Origin of the sequence: Gracilimonas sp. BCB1, assembly GCF_040117685.2 — a bacterium.
Taxonomy (GTDB): domain Bacteria; phylum Bacteroidota; class Rhodothermia; order Balneolales; family Balneolaceae; genus Gracilimonas.
In genome coordinates, this window is the sequence record NZ_JBEDYP020000013.1 from 12,994 (window position 1) to 31,758 (window position 18,765).

An 18,765-nucleotide genomic window follows, 5' to 3' on the forward strand; every position below is an offset into this window, starting at 1 on the left:
TAAAAACAGTTAACTTAGCACTTTGATCTTCACGTACACCCCTTATTTTTATGTCTGATATTGATTTTCTGGCCAACAAGCTCTCCCCACATTATTCTCACTTTGATGTAGCTAACCGACTCCTGTTTACCGGTCACTCCCATCAGGCCTGGCCGGATGTAGCCCGGGAAGGACAAACCGAATATTTTGATTTGTGCGCGAAGCACGTGGACAATAAATGGGATGTCGCCTTTGAAAAGACGGAAGTCCTCAGAAACTACCTGCGTGATTTTTATGATGATCCCGATGGCTTTTATTGTCGTGAAGAAAGCACCCATGTGCTGTTTGTAAGCTGGATGAGCAGTCTGGATTTGAAGAACAAACCCAAGGTTGTTTCTACAGATGGCGAATTTCATTCGCTGTTTCGTCAGCTGCATCGATTGGAAGAAGAGGGCTTAGAGTTTGTACGAGTGGCAACCGAACCCGATAATAATTTTGCAGAGCGAATTATCGATGAAATGGATGACCGGACATCGGCCATCATGTTGTCTCGCGTTTATTTTGAGACTTGTCTTATTAATACCCACCTCACAGAAATTGCTGCTGCTGCCAGAGAAAAAGGCATCCCTGTTTTAATTGATGATTATCATGGTACCAATGTAGTTCCTCTTTCTATCCGGGAAGCCGGGCTGGAAGATTGTTTTATCCTGATAGGTGGCTATAAGTATTTGCAGTGGGGAGAAGCGAATTGCTTTCTGCGTTTCCCCAAAGACTGTAACTATCGCCCCGCGATTACGGGATGGTTTGCCGCGTTCAGCTCTCTCGACAAACCCCGAACCGATGCGCCAGTGGAATATGATAATGGGAACCAGCGTTTTGCCAGCGGCACCTACGATCCCTCCTCTCAGTTCCGGGCGGCACGTGTGGTTGAGTTTTTCAGAGAACATGGGTTATCTCCCAACGTTTTGCGCGAACAATATTTGGCTCAGGTTGGCATGTTAAGAGAACGATTCCTTGCCCATCAGTTTGACAAATCGGTGATTCGCCTCACCCACGAAGAGCCCCTGGAACGGAACGGCGGATTCCTTTCACTTACCTCTCCCTACGCCCGGGAAATCAGAGCGGCCCTTATGGAAAATAACGTACTTACCGACGCCCGTGGTAAAATTCTAAGGTTTGGGCCTGCCCCTTATATATCAACTTCTCAGATCGATCAGGCTATGGATCAGCTAAAAAAAGTTGTCGAAAATCTCCTTTAAAAAAATTTTTTGTAAGGAATTCCTTTTCAGTTGCTCTAACATATATCACACATAAACAATTTTTTGGGGAAATACTTGCAATTAGAACAACTGAAATTTGCCTGTTACATATATTGAACATATATTGATATTGTTTGTTCAGAGGGTGACATGTTCTGTCATTCAGGCTTTGTAAGTTTGTTCCCGGAAAGAAATTCCAAGCACCAAATTTCAAATTACAAAATTGATGGGTACAGCCAAGACATATGATTTACAACAACGGACATATAGTTTTGCTCATTCAATAAGAGATTTTGCGCGTAATGTTCCAAAAGATATCTGTAATATTGAAGATGTTAAGCAATTAGTGAGAAGTTCAGATTCAGTTGGGGCTAATTACATTGAAGCTAATGAATCTCTGAGTGATAAAGACTTTATTTACAGAATTAAGATTTGCAGAAAAGAAGCAAAAGAGTCAGCCTATTGGCTAAGATTAATACATTTGTTTAATGATGCAGAACTTGAGCATAGAAGGAAGAAACTTACGGTAGAGGCTTCAGAGTTTGTGAAAATATTCTCGACAATCATTCAAAACCGAAGAACAAAATCATCTTAACGAAACGTATATTTTAAAACTTGAGGTTTGGAGCTTGGAATTTGGAGCTTGGGATTTTGAATTTGTGATTTAAACTTGAAACACCCAAGTCATTAACACCACGGATATCTATTAATAAAACAGGATACAATCATGTCAAAAGACGATCGAATAAAAGCCCTCGATATTGCCGTAGGGCAAATAGAAAAACAACACGGCAAGGGAACCATCATGAAGCTCGGATCCGAAGCTGTACAGGATATCGATGTTATATCCACCGGCTCTATTATGGTTGATTATGCACTTGGGGTACAGGGAATTCCACGCGGAAGAGTAACCGAAATTTATGGACCGGAGGCCAGTGGTAAAACCACCCTCGCCCTTCAGGTAATTGCAGAAGCACAGAAAGCAGGCGGATATGCCGCTTTTATTGACGCTGAACACGCCTTTGATCCACGCTATGCTAAAGCCTTGGGAATTAACGTAGAAGAACTATTAGTCTCCCAGCCCGATAACGGGGAACAGGCGCTCGAAATCACCGAGACTCTGATTCGTTCAGGCGCACTCGATGTAGTTGTGGTTGATTCCGTAGCCGCACTTGTGCCACGTGCAGAATTAGAGGGAGAAATGGGAGATTCTCATATGGGGCTTCAGGCACGGCTGATGTCTCAGGCTATGAGAAAAATTACCGGAATCATTAACAAGAGCCGTACATCCTGCATTTTCATTAACCAGGTTCGTGAGAAAATCGGGGTGATGTTTGGCAACCCGGAAACCACGACCGGTGGACGTGCTCTTAAATTCTACTCTTCCGTTCGTATTGATATTCGTAGAATTGGCTCCATCAAAAGCGGTGATGAAGTAATTGGTAACCGAACCAAAGTCAAAATAGCTAAGAACAAAGTAGCCCCTCCTTTCAAGGTGGTTGAGTTTAATATTATGTATGGAAAAGGGATTTCTCGAATTTCCGAGATTCTCGATCTTTCCGTAGAGTATGATATTATTGAGAAACGCGGAAGCTGGTTCCGTTACGATGGTGAACCTATTGGGCAAGGCTCCGATGCCGCTATGCAGTTCCTGGAAGAAGATCCTGAATTGGCGAAGAAAATTGAGGAGAAAGTCCGCAAAAAGCTTATGGGAATAGAAGAACCGGAGGAAGAGCAAGAGGAGAAGAGTAAGAAAGAAAAAGAAGCCGTTGAAGAAGAAGGATAAATACCAGCGGTATTCGGAAGAAGCCTTCAAGCTTCTTCCGGCCCCTGTTTCCGAAATTCAGGTTCAAAAGAAAAACAGCAGTCGGTATTCTTTATTTGTTAAAAACCAATTTCTGATCGGGGTTTCCGATTCTACTCTTACAAAACTAAATCTAAAGAAAGGCGTTGAAATAACGCCTTCTTTTTTGCAGCAAATTGAGAAGCAGGAAGACCGGTGGGCTGCACGCGAGTATATGTTCCGGATTCTCTCACGTCGCGACCACTCCCGGAAAGAATTAAAAGATAAGGCCTACAAAAAAGGATATTCAGGGAGTTTTATTGATGAAATTCTGGATGAATTCGAACAGAAAGAATACATCAATGACAAAAAATTTGCGGAAAAATATGCTGCCGACAAGTTTGAGTTCAACGACTGGGGGCCCTATAAAATCAGAACTCAGCTTTTTAAAAAAGGGATTTCAAAACCAATTGCCGAACGGGTAATCAGCAACACTTTCGGGGATCAGGCAATCAAAGAAAGTATGATGGCTTTAATCACCAAAAGAAAAAGAAGATACCAGAGAGAACTGCAAGAAAAACGCCGGAAGAAAGTTTTCGATTATTTAATGAGAAAAGGGTATGATTCAGAAAATATTTTAAAGCATCTGGACGAACTTTTAGATATCATCTCATAATGGGAAATATCACATTAGAACGGGTAGTTAAGTTTATTATCGGGGCAGCGGCCATAGCTGTGGCACTGCTGATTCTATATAATTACTCTACCCTGGTTGTATTCCTTATCCTGGCGATGATACTCAGCTATATTCTGGATCCTTTTGCCAATCGACTTCAATCGGCAGGACTGAACCGGACTTTTGGAATTACGCTTATTCTGGCAACCGTAATTCTGATTCTCGTTTTTATTTCCACCAGCGTAATTCCCATTATTGCCAATCAAATGGCTGAGCTGACTGCCCAACTTAGCATTGAAAACATTCGCCGTATTGCCGTGCAGGTAGAGAATCAGCTAACCACTAAGTTCGAATTTCTGCCGGATGGTTTCCTGGAAGAAAACATCACAGCAGTGATGAATGAACTGTTTAATGTAAGCCAGATCTCCACCATCGTCAGCGATGCCCTCAGTATTTTCACCAACATCTTTTCAGCTGTATTAGTAGTTCCATTTGCAGCCTTCTTTTTTCTAAAGGATGGAAGTAAAATTCGGCGCGATCTGCTTCAACTCGTGCCCAATAAGTACTTTGAAACCACGCTGACTGTTATTGATAAGATTGAGCAGAGACTTGGACTTTATTTTCGAAGTGTACTTTTTCAAAGTTTTTTGGTCGCCCTGTCTTCCTGGACAACCCTGAGTATTGCCGGATTGGATAACTCAATGTCGGTGGGTATTGCAGTGGGACTTGCGAATACTATTCCCTACTTCGGACCTATTCTTGGATATTTCTTATCTATCATTGTCTCCATTATAGAAACCGGAAACTTCTCTTTAGTGGCAGCCTGTATATTGGCCATATTTGTGGTTCAGATGCTGGACAATATCGTATTTCAGCCTATGCTCTTCTCACGGTCAGCCGATATGCATCCTGTTGCTATACTCTTCATCATTTTGATTGGAGCAGAAACGGCCGGAATTATAGGGATGCTGGTTGCTATACCCATAGCTACAGTGATAAAAATTACTATTACACAGGTAAGCTGGAGCTTTAACAATTACCAGGTTTTCAGGCGAGACATTTCTCAGTCAGCAGGTCCGCCGGGTTAGCAAGAAAGTCCTTCATTCCACCCAAACATTTACTATCTTCTACGCCCAATCAGGCACTGCAAAATCCATCGCCACTTTCTTGAAGAATATTGTCGTTTTTGCCTCCGGCTCGGGCACCAATTTCCAGTCTATAATTGACGCTGTACGGCGTGATGAGCTAACTGCCCGCCTAACAGGGCTTATAACTAACAAAGCCGGAATCGGCGCTATTGAAAGGGCCGAAAAAAGCAGTATCCCTTCAAATGTTATCAATCCCGCAGAGCTTAACTCAGAAAAAGAGTTTGAAGAAGCACTTCTTAAACAATTGGAAGCCTGGGATGCAGACCTGATTATTTTAGCGGGCTACCTCAAAAAGATACCTTCTTCTGTTATCAAGAAGTACTCCAATCGAATTCTGAATATCCACCCGTCTTTGCTTCCCAAGTATGGGGGTAAAGGATTTTATGGATCCAATGTACATAAGGCGGTAATTGGAGCCGGGGAAGAGGAATCGGGCTGCACTGTTCATATAGTAACTGAAGAATTTGATGAAGGCCCCATTCTTGCCCAAACTAAAGTCCCGGTACATGAAAACGATACACCGAAAGATTTAGCTAAGCGAATTTTAAAGGAGGAGCACCTCCTTTATCCGAAAACTATTCAGAAGCACATTCAAAACTTATAAATTACAAAACCCAAAACCGTGGCTCTTAAACCTCTCTCATCCCTTCCTAAAACACCTATTAACATCAATCGCGCACTACTTTCTGTTTCTGATAAAACCGGGTTAGCAGAACTTGCCAAAGCCCTTCATAGCGCCGGCGTAGAACTTATATCAACAGGCGGCACGGCCAAAGCTATTGAAGCAGAAGGAATTCCGGTTAAAGATGTTTCCGAGGTTACCGGGTTTCAGGAGTGCCTCGATGGTCGGGTAAAAACCCTGCATCCTATGGTTCACGGCGGAATTTTAGCCCGCACGTCTCACGAACCGGATGTGAATGAGATCCAGGAACTGGGTATCACTCCCATCGAATTGGTTGTTGTGAACCTGTACCCTTTCAAAAATAAAGTTGCTGAACCTGATGTTACTGCTGCAGATGCAACAGAATTCATTGACATTGGCGGACCAACTATGATCCGGGCTGCAGCCAAAAACTTTGCTCATGTTTCCATTCTTAGTTCACCGGATCATTACGCTGATTTTATTGAAGAGCTGGAAGAAAAGATGACTATCTCTTTTGAGACCCGGCAGAAGTTGGCAAAAGCAGCTTTTGCCCACACCGCTGATTATGACAGTGCCATTGCCAACTATTTTACGGGTTTGATTGAGGAAGAACCTGCCCGTCAATTCAATACCTCCCTCCCGCTATCACAGGAACTCAGGTATGGGGAAAACCCCCATCAGAAAGCAGCTGTATATGGAAATCAAAACGACTTCATTGATTGTTTTCATGGCAAACAGCTTAGTTACAATAACTACCTGGATGTAGATGCCGCTCTGAATATCATCTCAGATTTTAATGAGGATGAACCTGCTTGCGCCATTATCAAACACACCATTCCAAGCGGTGTGGGTGTTGCTGATAACCTGACCGAAGCTTATAAGAAAGCCTTCAGCACCGATCGTGTTTCTCCTTTTGGAGGCATCGTAGTTGTAAATCAGCAAATGGATGTTGAAACCGTAAAAGCAATTGATGAAATTTTCACCGAAATCATCATTGCTCCTGATTATTCTGAAGATGCACTCACATTATTAAAGCAGAAAAAAAACAGACGATTAATCAGGATCAAAAAGTCGGTTCGTGAAGTACAAGCGTCATCATTCCGGTCTATCTTTGGGGGGTTGCTGAATCAGGATGCTGATTTGGAGCCTTCAAACCCGGATGAATTTGAAATTGTGAGTAAGCGAAAGCCAACAGAGCAGGAAATGAAAGACTTACTTTTTTCATGGAAAGTAGTTCGCCATATAAAGTCTAACGCTATTGTGTATGCAAAAAACGGCCGGACTTTGGGAATAGGCTCAGGCCAAACCAGCCGGGTAGATTCTTCTGAAATCGCTGTAGTAAAGGCTGAAAAAGAAGGTTTGGATTTAGCAGGTTCTGCCATTGCTTCCGATGCTTTTTTCCCTTTTGCCGATGGTGTGGAAGCCGCTGCAAAAGCAGGTGCAAAAGCCGTCATTCAACCCGGAGGAAGTATCCGCGACGAAGAAGTGATTGCCAAAGCAGATGAGTATGACATGGCAATGATATTCACCGGAAAACGCCACTTTAAACACTGATTTTCAACTTTTAAAAAAGACCGGATATTTTCGTTTTATAAATTCCAAAATATTCGTTGTTTATACATTCGCAAATACAATTTCAATATTGTATTTTCTCATGATTATATCATCCCATTAAAGTTCAATTTACTTAATCATCGCAAATGTCAGATTCCAGCGGAGCAAACCCTTCACAGAACTCAAAAAAACAAGCTCAGAAGGGCTTTTTAGATTTTCTTTACACCGATATAGCCATAGATTTAGGAACGGCAAACACTCTGATCTACTCTCGGGGAGAAGGTATCGTATTGGATGAACCCTCTATCGTAGCCCTCAACTTGCAGAACGTACCGGTTGCTACCGGTCACCAAGCCCGGTTAATGCATGAGAAAACACACAATAAAATCAGAACCGTTCGCCCATTAAGAGATGGCGTAATTGCTGATTTTGAAGTTGCCGAGCAAATGATCCGCGGGATGATCAAGAAAGTGAAAATGAAATGGTACTCTACCACCCGGCAAATGGTAATCTGTGTGCCAAGCGGAATTACGGAAGTGGAGCGCAGGGCTGTAAGAGACAGCGCCGAACATGCCGGAGCCAAAGAAGTTTACCTGGTGGATGAACCCATGGCAGCTGCCATTGGTATTGGGCTGGATGTACACGAACCCGTGGGAAGTATGATCGTGGATATTGGTGGTGGTACTACAGAAATTGCCGTAATTGCGCTTTCCGGAATTGTTTATGCACAGTCGGTTCGGTTAGGCGGCGATGAGCTTAACGAAGATATCATCAATTATTTCCGCAGAAACCACAACCTGTTAATCGGTGAGAGAACGGCAGAAAAAATTAAGTGTGAAATCGGCTCCGCTGCTCCCCTTGATGAAGAGCTGGAGATGATTACCAAAGGTCGTGACCTTGTAAACGGAGTTCCGAGAACACGTCATATTACATCCAAAGATGCTCGTGAAGCCATCGCTGAATCTGTAAATACTATTGTAGAGTCGATCACGAAATCTCTGGAACAAACCCCTCCTGAACTTTCAGCTGATATCTTAGACCGGGGAATCATGCTAACCGGAGGTGGAGCTTTGTTAAAGAATCTGGATAAGCTGATCATGGAAACAACAGATCTGCCTGTTCACATTGCCGAAGATCCGTTAACAGCCGTAGTTCGCGGAACCGGTGCCATACTTGAAAATCTCGAATATTACCGTCCGGTAATTTCCTAATCTCCTGGAAATGAATGCGATTTAGATCATTCAATTTAAGTGATGCTAAAGATTATATAGTTACCGCTCTTATCTTGCTTTTTGCCTTTGCTATTATGATTGGCAGGCATCAGGGTGGTATTGACACCCTGCGAAAGATTTCCGTTACGGGCTTGAGCCTGCTCGAAGAACCCCTGGCTAACATCAGGGTTTACCGGCAGGCTCTTAACACGAATACCTATCTGCAACGCCAGAATATTTTACTTCAGGATGAACTCAGTCGGCTCCGATCGATTGAACAAGAAAATCGTGAACTTCGCCGACTTTTGGGATATAAAGAAAGCAGCCAATTTGAATTGAGCCCTGTCTCTATTGTCGGAAAACAATTAACCGGACAAAATAATACCCTCACCATTGATTCCGGAAGTTCTGATGGATTAGAAGACGGAATGCCCCTTGTTACTTCAGATGGATTGATTGGAAAAATTGTATTGACCGGCTCCTATTATTCCCAGGTGATGCCCTATTATAATTCTCTGTTCAGGGTAAGCGCCCGCATTCAGGAGAATCAAGCTCATGGAATTGTGAGCTGGCCTGGCGAAATTTATGGCGAACTGGTGATGGACTTTGTGCCCAAAACCATACCGATAGACAGTGGTTTTGTAGTTGAAACATCAGGAAACAGCAATCAATTTCCGGGTGGAATTCCCATTGGGAAGGTAATCCGGTCTGAGCCGGAGCCGGGTCGGGAAACACAACGTATTTATTTAGAACCCTTTGTTCTGCTGGCTGATATTGCCCAGGGTTTTGTCATCGAGTTTCAGCCCGATACAAGTATTGTCAACCTTCAACAAGATTATAACCAGCTTTTTGAATGAGTGCAGAAACCCTAAAAGATTTTTTGATTGGCTTATGCTTTATTCTGGCTGAAGTTCTCATTTTTCAGCACCTAAGCTTATTCGGAGCCACTCCCGATCCGCTGATACTTTATCTTCTTTGGCTGGCCATGAAATACGACCGTATTAAACTGGTTCTATTTGCAGCAGCTTTCGGGCTTATTCAGGATGCGCTTTTTGACTTCTGGGGGTTGCACATGTTTGCCAAAACCCTCATGTGTTTCGTCTTCTTTAATTTCGTAAAGCAACGAAAGGAAGGTCGCTTACTTTTGTGGCAAATATTTGTTGTCATTACTGTAGCAGCTATATTTCATAACCTCATATTCCTCGGTTTGAGCAGTTTCATTGAAGCATATACAACCGGATTTATTCCTATAATTTTTATCCTTGGAAACAGTTTATATACTGCACTACTCGGAGCCATGCTTTTCATTTTTAAAGGAAATTAGACGCAGATGTCAACCGGTCAAACAAATGGAACAAGAACTTCTATCCGGGCACTTCAGGTAATCATCCTTACATTTACTCTTATTGTGCTGGGCCGGATTTTCTATCTGCAGATAGTGGAGTATGAAGTTTACGCTGCTTTGGGCCAGGAAAACTCGGTTCGCCAGGAATATGTAGATCCAGCCCGTGGTTTGATTTATGATCGGCATGGAGAGCTTATTGTAGATAATGAACCTATTTTCTCGATCACTATCACCCCTTCCCTTTTTGATAAAAGTAACATTCCCTTACTGGCTGATTTACTTGGGGTTTCTGATTCCCTGTTGACGGTCAAAGTTCAGGAGGCTCAGCAATACTCCTGGTATCGTACTTCCCGATTGTTTACAGAAATCGATTTCCCCACTTTCTCGGCGGTGCAGGAAAATCTTTGGCAACTACCCGGTATTGGACATCAAATAGAAAGTAAACGCCACTACCCTACCCAGATGAAAGCTTCACATCTACTTGGGTATTTACGAGAAGCTAATGAAAGTGAATATCAGCAATCCGAAAAGATCCGCCTGGGCGACAAGATTGGTAAAAGCGGGCTTGAAATGATCTATGAAGATTCGTTACGGGGCGATTTGGGTATCAGATATCTCAAGGTAAATGCTTTTGGACAGGCCTTGGGGGAGTTTGATGGCAATGAACTTGGTCAAATTCCTGAGCAGGGAACCAATATCATAACCACTATTGATACCGAACTTCAGATTTTTGCTGAAAAACTTATGGAGGGCAAACGTGGCGCTGTGGTTGCTATGAACCCTAATACCGGGGCTATACTTGCCATGGTCAGCTCTCCCACCTACGACTTAAGTAAACTTGCCGGAAGGCTGGATCAGGATTATTGGCAGGCCATCAATGCAGACTCAACTACTCCCTTATATAACCGGGCTATATCAAGCCGGCAACCACCCGGCTCTACCTTTAAGCCATTAATGGGCATCATTGGTCTGCATATGGGTATCATCACCCCGCAAACAAAAATTTATAACAGCGGAGCGTATATACGCGGACGGGCATACAGAGACTTAGCACCTGTAGGTGAATATGATCTCCAAAAAGCCATTACCTATTCCAGTAATACCTATTTCTTCTCACTAATGGATAAGATTGCAACTCAGGGCAAACTTAATGAATGGAGTAGTTTGATTAAAGATTTCGGGCTTGGAGTATCAAGTAAAGTGGATTTACCTAATGCCAATACCGGGCTTATTCCTGACAGCACCTATCTAAACAGACGTATTGGAGAACGAAGGTGGGGACTGGGAGACCTCATTAATTTCGGAGTTGGCCAGGGAATGGTTTCTGTCTCACCTATTCAAATTGCGCAAATGACAAGCACCTTCGCCAATGGGGGGTACCGGGTTAAGCCTCATTTAGTTCAGGTTTTCAAACATCCGGATGGTTCTATAACCCGTGTACAAACTGAAAGAACTAAAATAGATTGGCTACGGAAGGAATATCTTGATGTAATACAAGCCGGAATGCGCGGTGTAGTTACCGAAGGGAGCGGTCGCTGGTATGCCAACCATCCTGAAATAGAGATTGCCGGTAAAACAGGTACGGCTCAAAATCCCCATGGAATGGATCATGGTTGGTTCACATCCTATGCTCCGCTTGAGAACCCGCAAATTGTAGTTACTGCCTTCGTTGAAAACGCAGGCTTTGCTTCTACATCAGCGGCACCTATTGCCTCTTTGGTTATTGAGAAGTATTTACAAGGCGAAACTACCCGTCCTTACGTATATGATTACGTATTGAATTTCGAACCAAAAGAAGAGGAACAAGACCAACCTACTCCCACCCCACTACCTAATCAACCCATAGAGAATGAATAATATCAGAGAATTTAGCTGGTCAGTGGTTTTCGCTTGGGTGATACTGTTTACTATTGGTATTGTAGCCATTTATAGCGCTACACAAGGGCCGGTATCCCAATTTCTGCCCGAATACATCCAGAATAATTTTTACAAGCAGGTTATCTTTGTCTCGCTTTCTATTTTTATGTTGGCCGCTGTTCAGCTTATATCTCCCAGAAGCTTTATCCAGCTTTCCTATGCCTTCTATGCCATCAGCCTGGTATTGATGGTAATAACCCTTTACTTCGGCACCGAAGTTAATGGTGCCAAAAGCTGGCTGCGATTTGGGCCTTTTAACTTACAAACCAGTGAGTTGATGAAAATTGCCACGATCCTGGCTACAGCAAATTACCTGACAAGCCGCCGGGATATCACAGCAGAGAATGTGCGTTATGCCGTCATTTCCGTTATTATAATTTTAATACCAACCATTCTCGTTTTTATGCAAAACGACCTTGGAACAGCGTTGATCTTCCTCACACTCATCCCCGTCATGCTGTTTTGGTCAGGTTTACCCTACGGAGTTTCCCTCTTCATCATCTCTCCGGCCATAATCGCTTATTTATCGGTTATAGAATGGTATTATGGAGTGATTGCAGCGGTAATTTTGACAGCTGCAATCTTCTTTATTCAACGGCGGATCTGGTTATCCATTACGTCTCTCATCACCGGGTTATTGACTACCTCAGGGGTACAATTAGCGCTTACCCAACTATTACAACCTCACCAAATTGCCCGAATTGCAGCATTCACAAATCCTGCTTACGATCCTACAGGAGCCGGCTGGAATGTGATTCAGGCTAAGACAGCAATTGGATCAGGTGGATTAACAGGCAAAGGATTTTTAGAGGGAACACAAACTCAGCTCAAATTTCTGCCGGAACAGTGGACCGATTTTATTTTTTGTGTGATCGGGGAAGAGTTTGGCTTTGTCGGGGCCGCTATTGTAATTATAACTTTTCTCTTCTTATTCATACGCCTGTTGAACATGGCAGGAAGTCATAAGCATCCTTTTGCACAGCTTGTAACTGTAAGTATTGCCTCGGTCTTTTTTGTCCATTTCTTCATCAATGTGGGTAGTGCTTCTGCCCTTCTTCCTGTAATTGGTTTGCCGCTTCCATTTGTAAGTTATGGTGGGTCAGCATTCATCACCAACACCCTTATGCTTGCCATATGTTTAAATATGGATTTTTATAAACGGGATTTCAGCATCTACCGGTAGAGCTGGTCTACTTTGACGATCTCTTTATGGAAGTGCCCAACTTAAAGGAGGTCCGGTGATAGGCTGTATAACCAAACTCTTTTAACCCTTTTTTATGAGCAACCGTGGGATAACCAACGTTTGTATCCCAACCATATTCCGGGAACTCTTCGTGGAGTTTTCGCATCAAATCATCCCGGTAAACCTTTGCAATAATTGACGCTGCTGCAATACTCATAGACCGGTCGTCCCCTTTTACTAAACATGTGTAAGGAATCAAAGAACTGATATATCGATTTCCATCAACTAATAAATAATCCGGAGTGATTTTAGTTGCATCAACGCACTTCTGCATAGTATGGAGTGAAGCCCACAAAATGTTCAACTTATCAATCTCAGCAATACTTCCCTCCTGAACCGTCCACAACAAAGCCTCTTGTTTAATTTGCTCGGCCAGTCTTAATCGCTCTTCCTCTCCCGTATCTTTACTGTCTCTTATCTCCGGAATGTTAGTATCCGGATGGAACACTACTCCGGCAGCTACAACCGGACCGGCAAGGCATCCGCGCCCTACTTCATCCAATCCCATTACATGCGTGTAGCCTTCCTCCCACAACTGTCGTTCAAATTTTAACCGGTCGATGATAGTATTTTTTCGTTGCTTGATTTCACATAGAATATATTCATGTAATTAATTCTTTTCTGAATTAATGGAACTCATCTGCCCCGCTTCGTATTTGGTATGAAAAAGGGATCCGATTATGCATTTTAAATATTTCGAGTGGGATGAACGGTTTGCAAAGACAAATGGTAAATCTCCGTTCGATACTTTGTGGGACTTATTTCAACAGCTGCTCACCATATCCAGTGGGGATGTTAAGCAGGCTCTGAAATGGCTTACCGATCTCGATAACGAATATGATATTACCGGACAGTTTGATGACGGTTATTCTCTGGGAGACTTCATCGATGAGCTTAAAGAACGCGGTTATATAGAAAGCGATGAAGACAGTACCGGCTTCATCATGACCAGAAAAACTGAACGAAGCCTCAGAAAACGATCGCTGGAAGAAATATTCAAAAACCTGGAAAAAGGCGGAGTGGGGTCTCATAAAACACCCCACACAGGAAAGGGCATGGAACGTCAACCGGAAACCCGAAAATGGAACCGGGGCGACGATATCGGGCAAATAGACAGCGTGGGAACTATGCTGAACATGTTGAACCATAGCAGCATCGATGCCTTCAACCTACAGGAAGACGACCTTGAAGTCTATGAAACTGATCACTATACATCCAACGCAACCGTTCTGCTTATCGATTTGAGCCACTCTATGATACTTTACGGAGAAGACCGTATTACGCCAGCTAAGAAAGTGGCTATGGCCCTCTCAGAACTTATCATGAACAACTATGCCAAGGATTCCCTTGACATCGTAGCCTTTGGAAACGAAGCCTGGAAAATTTCGGTAGATGACCTCCCGTATTTAAAAGTGGAACCTTATCACACCAACACCAAACAAGGTCTTGAAGTGGCACGTCATATTCTGCAGCGAAAGAAATACGCCAATAAACAGATATTTATGATCACAGACGGAAAGCCATCCTGTATTATTGAGAATGGCAGGCTTTACAAAAACAGCTTTGGGCTGGATCGTAAAATCGTAAATAAGGTGCTGGATGAAGCCGTTAAATGCCGCAGAGACCAAATTACTATTACCACCTTTATGATTGCCCAGGATCCATACCTGCAAAGCTTTGTCCGCGAAATGACCGAAGCTAATAAAGGAAAAGCCTATTTTGCCTCTCTTGATAATTTAGGCGGATATATCTTTGAAGACTATATCCAGAATCGTAAAAAGAATGTGAAATAAAAAAAAGCCGTCCAATTATGAACGGCTTATAACCTATTCTTAACTAAATAATGGCTTAGTTGAACACGCCCAACTCTTGCATTACCGCATCAGTGATATCATATTCAGCCTGATATTCTTCAGAAGCATACAGAATGATCAGATCACCACTGGAAGTTGTTGTGTTCAGTACATAGCTCAGGCCTTTCTCTTTAGCAACTGCATCAATCGCAGTTCCAATTTGAGTGAACATAGGACCTAACAACTCCTGGCGGCGTTGCTGTAGCGCTTGCTCGGCTTGTTGTTGAGCAGTGCTTAAATCCTGCTGCAGTTGAGCCAAACGCTCTTGCTCTCTTTGATTTGCTTCCTGAGTTCTTACACCGGCTTTTTGCTCATACTCAGCAACCTGCTGTTGGAAATCCTGTTCTTTTTGCAGCAGTTCCTGTTGCTTCTGCTCAGCAAAATTTTGCAGTCTTTTCTGGATCGCAGCCATTTCAGGCATTTTAGCAAGTACAGCTTGCGGGTTTACGTAACCGATTTTCATTTCTGCTTCCTGTGCCTTGGCAACATCTATAGATGAAAAGGCAATCAAAAAGGAAACAAGTAATAAGCTTAATTTCTTCATTAGTATCGTTTTATTGGCTTTGATTATTTTAATTTTGCTATAATTTTGTCGGTAATGTCAAGACCTTCGTTATCTGCAAAAAAGATGATAGCGTCTCCATAAGAAGTCCCTTCGTTCAGTACCAAATCAAGGTCCATCTCCTCAGCAACTTCTTCCATAGCTGTGTTCATCTTTTCGATAATCGGAGCCATTAACTCATTTCGCTTCTGGCGAATTTCATTCATCATGGTCTCACGATCCTGCTCAAACTCCTGATTCATTTCCATCAGCTCCTGTTCTTTAACCGCTCTTTCCTGCTGAGAAAGATTAGCCATGGAAGACTCATAGTTAGAGAAAATCTGTTGCAGGTCGGTAGCTTTCGAAGCAAGCTCCTCATCTCTTTGGTCAATCAGGGCATTAATTTGTTCGTCAACCTGTTCTACTTCAGGAAGTTGACTAAGAACACGGGCTGGATTGGTGTATCCGATTTTAACCTGTGCCATAGCATCCTGGAGCGCAAAAACGCTCAAGAAAAGGATAATTGCAGTAATTCTTTTACTCATGTTTGTGGGTCTGTCGTTTTTTCTAATTTAAAAGTTTTTTCCGTCATTTGTCGTTACTGTTCTTCAACCTCGATTCCCAGTTCCAACAAAATATCATCATTTAAATTGTATTCATTATTGGCATACACCATGTAAATGTCGCCCGAACGGTCGAATACAAAATCAAAACTCTGTTGCTGAGCTACCGCTCTTACAGCTGTAAATACCTGCCTTTGGATAGGCTCTAACAATTCACGCTGCCTTGAAAAATACTCACCTTCCGGACCAAATTTTTGAGCAAGAAATTGTTCTTTCTGCTTCTTCTTCTGGGCAATTTCCTGCTTCTTTTGATTACGAATCTCATCGGTGTATAGTATTTCCTTGGCTTCGTAATCTTCCTGAAGCTGCTGAATTTCATTTTCCAATTCTTCAACTTGTTCCTTCCACTGGGTGCTCAATAAATCAAGCTGCTGCTGAATCCCTTCATACTCGGGTATCTGCTGAAGAATATAATCTGACTCATAGAATCCGATTTTCTGTTCCTGAGCCCATAAAGACTGAGAAAGTCCGGCCAGTAGAAAAGGAATAAGTATATACTTAAACAATCGCATTAGAATGGTGCTCCTATATTAAACAAGAATTCCCATTTCCCGGGCTGCACATTAGCACTGTTTGGTACTGTTACACCATCAAGTCGGTAACCGTAACTCAGGTCAACCAAGCCCAACACAGGAAGATATAACCGAACTCCCAAACCAGCCGACCTTTTTACACGGAAGGGATCGAAATCATTGAAGTCAAGATATGAGTTACCTGCATCGGTGAAAACGTATGGAATAATCTGGACTTGTTCGTTTGAAACGGCCGGATATCTCATTTCCAGTGAGTACTTACTAAACATAGTACCTGCCACTTTCTGCCCATCTACAATGGGTGAAATACTGGTTGTGGTTCCACCGGGGTAACCACGCAGGTCAATGTTATCATACAAAAAGCTTTGACGCTGTTGTAACTGTGTACCACCAACCAAAAATTTATTCAGCTCACTTCGCTTGTCATCAGTAAAGTAACCGATGTATCCGTATTGCACCTGACTGGTTAACACCAATTTTTCAACAACCGGTACGTGATGCTGGTAGGCTGTTCTGAATTTGTAATACTCAGAGAATCCAGGCAGTGGAGGTGCAGCTTCAAACGAGAGTGTAAACTTAGAACCCGTCATCGGTGATATAGGATTATCAACGGAGTTTCTCTCCAACACCTGTTCAAAAGTTAACAGACTGGAAGTTCCGTCAGCAAGGAAAGATGAGTTTCCTTCGATATTGTATAGCTGGTATCCGATTATGGACTGTGTTGAGAAATAATCATCCGGCCACTTCAATCGCTTACCCATAGATACGGAGCTTGAAAACAGCTCATTTCTTTCGGTAGAACCTCTGTAGTTCAGCAAGTTGTAGGATACATTCACCCCAACTGAAGTAGGCTTGCCCCGAAACCATGGTTCCTGGAAACCGAAGCTATAACTCTGATAACCGGTTCCTGTAACCTGAACGCCCAACGATAATTTTTGACCATCGCCGGAAGGAATCGGAGTCCAGCCGCCATCTTCAAAAGCACGTTTTAACGAGAAGTTATTGAAGTTAACCCTGGCAGAGAGAATCACACCAATGCTCGGACCACCGTAACCACCTGAAAACTCAAAGTTACTTGTGCTCTGGCTATCGTCTAAGCGGTAATTGATGTCAACGGTTTTATCTTCTCGGTTTGGCAGGATGTCGGGCTGAATGTTTTGGGGATCAAAAAAGCCGAGTGTTCCAAGCTCACGGATAGTTCGGATAACAGCGTCTCTGCTGTAGCGATTTCCAGGCGTTGTTCTCAGCGTACGGCGAACCACATCATCGTGAGTTCGTGTATTTCCGGAGAAACTTACGTGGCGGATGGTGGCAATCTCATCCTCATAAATATCAAAGTGGATATCCAGAGAGTCTTCTGCAACCTTCGTTACATTTGGAACGGCCTGGAAAAACAGGTACCCGTTGTTCTGGTACAGACTGCTTACGCTGCTTTCGCCAAAGCTATAATTTTCTTCAAATTTATTTTGGTTGAAAATATCCCCTTTCTCAAAACCCAGTACCTGTGTGAGGGTTTCATTGGAATAAACCGTATTTCCATCCCAGGTGATATCCCGAACCTTATATTGCGGGCCTTCCTCTATTGTTACAACTACTCTGAGCCCCGTCTTATCTTTGAACAGTCCGTCATGCTCATAAGTGTACACCGAATCTTTAATAATTCGGGCATCGGTGAATCCATTTTCCCGGTAAAAGGTTAAGACGCTTTCTTTACCCTCTTCAAATTCTTCTTCTTTAAATACCTTTTTACCAAAAATTTTCCACCAGGCATCTTCTTTCAGTGGCTTTATTTGACGACGCAGCTTCCTGTTGTTGAACTCATCAGCACCTTTGAAAACAATATCCTTAACTTCTAATCTGTCTCCCGGTTTTATATCAAAAATGAGGCGAACCCGGTCTTCCACCCCTTCCACTTCTTTAGTGCTGGTTTCGATTTCGGTGTACCAGTATCCCTTATCTTCGTAAAAACGCCGGATCGTGTTCTTGGCCTGACCAATGGCAGATTCGGTAATTACTGTTCCGGGGGTTAATACCAGCAAATCTTCCAGGTCTCGCCGTTCCGACCGCTTGATCCCTTTTAGTTTGTACTCCAGAATACGAGCCTGTTCTTCTACTTTGATTAGAAAACTGATCCCGGTAGATGTTCGATCAGTTACAAAAATCTGAATATCAGAAAATAGCCCGGATCGGTATAAACGGCTGATTGCCCTCGTAAGTTTATCACCACCGGGATAGGTAATGGAGCTTCCTTCAACCAACGTACTTGCGTTCTTGATGAATTGTTCGCGGGTATTTTTATTTCCTTCAACCGTAACCTCCATAATTTGATATTCGGTCGGGGTAAGGGTAGTCGGGTCGGTTATTTCAATATCCTGAGCCTGTAAAAGATGAGAAGTGAAGCCGAACGTCAATAAAGTTGCAAAAAGTAGTCTTTTCAAAAGTAACAACACGCCTTTT

At 42.9% G+C, this 18,765-nt stretch carries 18 protein-coding genes; 13 read left to right on the forward strand and 5 right to left on the reverse strand.

The window, feature by feature from the left end:
- Positions 1-50 precede the first annotated feature (50 nt).
- The 12 genes from ABFW99_RS09350 to rodA all read left to right on the forward strand — a co-directional run bounded on the left by ABFW99_RS09350 (position 51) and on the right by rodA (position 12,698).
- Complete coding sequence (locus ABFW99_RS09350) at positions 51-1,238, forward strand: kynureninase/PvdN C-terminal domain-containing protein (protein ID WP_349354312.1); 1,188 nt, start codon at positions 51-53, stop codon at positions 1,236-1,238.
- Between the two features lie 226 nt (positions 1,239-1,464).
- Complete coding sequence (locus ABFW99_RS09355; protein WP_349354313.1) at positions 1,465-1,833, forward strand: four helix bundle protein; 369 nt, start codon at positions 1,465-1,467, stop codon at positions 1,831-1,833.
- A gap of 129 nt (positions 1,834-1,962) precedes the next feature.
- Positions 1,963-3,024, forward strand: a complete 1,062-nt coding sequence (gene recA, locus ABFW99_RS09360; protein WP_440707499.1) for a recombinase RecA — start codon at positions 1,963-1,965, stop codon at positions 3,022-3,024.
- A complete protein-coding gene (locus ABFW99_RS09365; RefSeq protein ID WP_349354315.1) occupies positions 3,008-3,697 on the forward strand; it encodes a regulatory protein RecX in 690 nt (229 codons plus the stop codon). Before recA ends, ABFW99_RS09365 begins: the two co-directional genes overlap by 17 nt.
- Entirely contained in the window at positions 3,697-4,785 is a 1,089-nt protein-coding gene (locus ABFW99_RS09370) for an AI-2E family transporter (protein ID WP_349354316.1), read from the forward strand. Before ABFW99_RS09365 ends, ABFW99_RS09370 begins: the two co-directional genes overlap by 1 nt.
- A 79-nt stretch (positions 4,786-4,864) precedes the next feature.
- A complete protein-coding gene (gene purN / locus ABFW99_RS09375; RefSeq protein ID WP_349354317.1) occupies positions 4,865-5,449 on the forward strand; it encodes a phosphoribosylglycinamide formyltransferase in 585 nt (194 codons plus the stop codon).
- An 18-nt stretch (positions 5,450-5,467) separates the two neighbouring features.
- Positions 5,468-7,042: a bifunctional phosphoribosylaminoimidazolecarboxamide formyltransferase/IMP cyclohydrolase gene (gene purH, locus ABFW99_RS09380; RefSeq protein WP_349354318.1), complete on the forward strand. Its 1,575-nt coding sequence runs from the start codon at positions 5,468-5,470 to the stop codon at positions 7,040-7,042.
- Positions 7,043-7,188: 146 nt separating this feature from the next.
- Entirely contained in the window at positions 7,189-8,253 is a 1,065-nt protein-coding gene (locus tag ABFW99_RS09385; RefSeq protein WP_349354319.1) for a rod shape-determining protein, read from the forward strand.
- 14 nt (positions 8,254-8,267) lie between these two features.
- Entirely contained in the window at positions 8,268-9,110 is an 843-nt protein-coding gene (gene mreC / locus ABFW99_RS09390; RefSeq protein ID WP_349354320.1) for a rod shape-determining protein MreC, read from the forward strand.
- The gene (mreD, locus tag ABFW99_RS09395; RefSeq protein ID WP_349354321.1) at positions 9,107-9,577 is read left to right on the forward strand and encodes a rod shape-determining protein MreD; all 471 of its coding nucleotides are present in this window, start codon (positions 9,107-9,109) and stop codon (positions 9,575-9,577) included. The genes mreC and mreD overlap by 4 nt, the downstream gene beginning before the upstream one ends.
- Positions 9,578-9,583: 6 nt before the next feature.
- The gene (mrdA, locus tag ABFW99_RS09400; protein WP_440707486.1) at positions 9,584-11,455 is read left to right on the forward strand and encodes a penicillin-binding protein 2; all 1,872 of its coding nucleotides are present in this window, start codon (positions 9,584-9,586) and stop codon (positions 11,453-11,455) included.
- Positions 11,448-12,698, forward strand: a complete 1,251-nt coding sequence (gene rodA, locus ABFW99_RS09405) for a rod shape-determining protein RodA (RefSeq protein ID WP_349354323.1) — start codon at positions 11,448-11,450, stop codon at positions 12,696-12,698. Before mrdA ends, rodA begins: the two co-directional genes overlap by 8 nt.
- A 7-nt stretch (positions 12,699-12,705) precedes the next feature.
- Here the strand turns inward: rodA and ABFW99_RS09410 are convergent, their stop codons facing one another.
- A complete protein-coding gene (locus ABFW99_RS09410; RefSeq protein WP_349354324.1) occupies positions 12,706-13,293 on the reverse strand; it encodes a ribonuclease HII in 588 nt (195 codons plus the stop codon).
- A 145-nt stretch (positions 13,294-13,438) separates the two neighbouring features.
- Between ABFW99_RS09410 and ABFW99_RS09415 the strand changes: the two genes are divergently transcribed.
- Positions 13,439-14,551: a vWA domain-containing protein gene (locus ABFW99_RS09415; RefSeq protein ID WP_349354325.1), complete on the forward strand. Its 1,113-nt coding sequence runs from the start codon at positions 13,439-13,441 to the stop codon at positions 14,549-14,551.
- Between the two features lie 55 nt (positions 14,552-14,606).
- On the opposite strand, the gene ABFW99_RS09420 is transcribed toward ABFW99_RS09415, so the two are convergent.
- The 4 genes from ABFW99_RS09420 to bamA are packed head-to-tail and all read right to left on the reverse strand — an operon-like array spanning position 14,607 to position 18,746.
- Positions 14,607-15,155, reverse strand: coding sequence for an OmpH family outer membrane protein (locus tag ABFW99_RS09420; RefSeq protein ID WP_349354326.1), 549 nt, complete (start codon positions 15,153-15,155; stop codon positions 14,607-14,609).
- Positions 15,156-15,178: 23 nt separating this feature from the next.
- Entirely contained in the window at positions 15,179-15,697 is a 519-nt protein-coding gene (locus tag ABFW99_RS09425) for an OmpH family outer membrane protein (RefSeq protein WP_349354327.1), read from the reverse strand.
- Positions 15,698-15,750: 53 nt separating this feature from the next.
- On the reverse strand, positions 15,751-16,287 hold the full coding sequence (locus ABFW99_RS09430; protein WP_349354328.1) for an OmpH family outer membrane protein: 537 nt from the start codon (positions 16,285-16,287) through the stop codon (positions 15,751-15,753).
- Positions 16,287-18,746 (reverse strand): outer membrane protein assembly factor BamA, encoded by a 2,460-nt coding sequence (gene bamA, locus ABFW99_RS09435; RefSeq protein WP_349354329.1) that lies wholly within the window; start codon positions 18,744-18,746, stop codon positions 16,287-16,289. The genes ABFW99_RS09430 and bamA overlap by 1 nt, the downstream gene beginning before the upstream one ends.
- Positions 18,747-18,765: the final 19 nt, after the last annotated feature.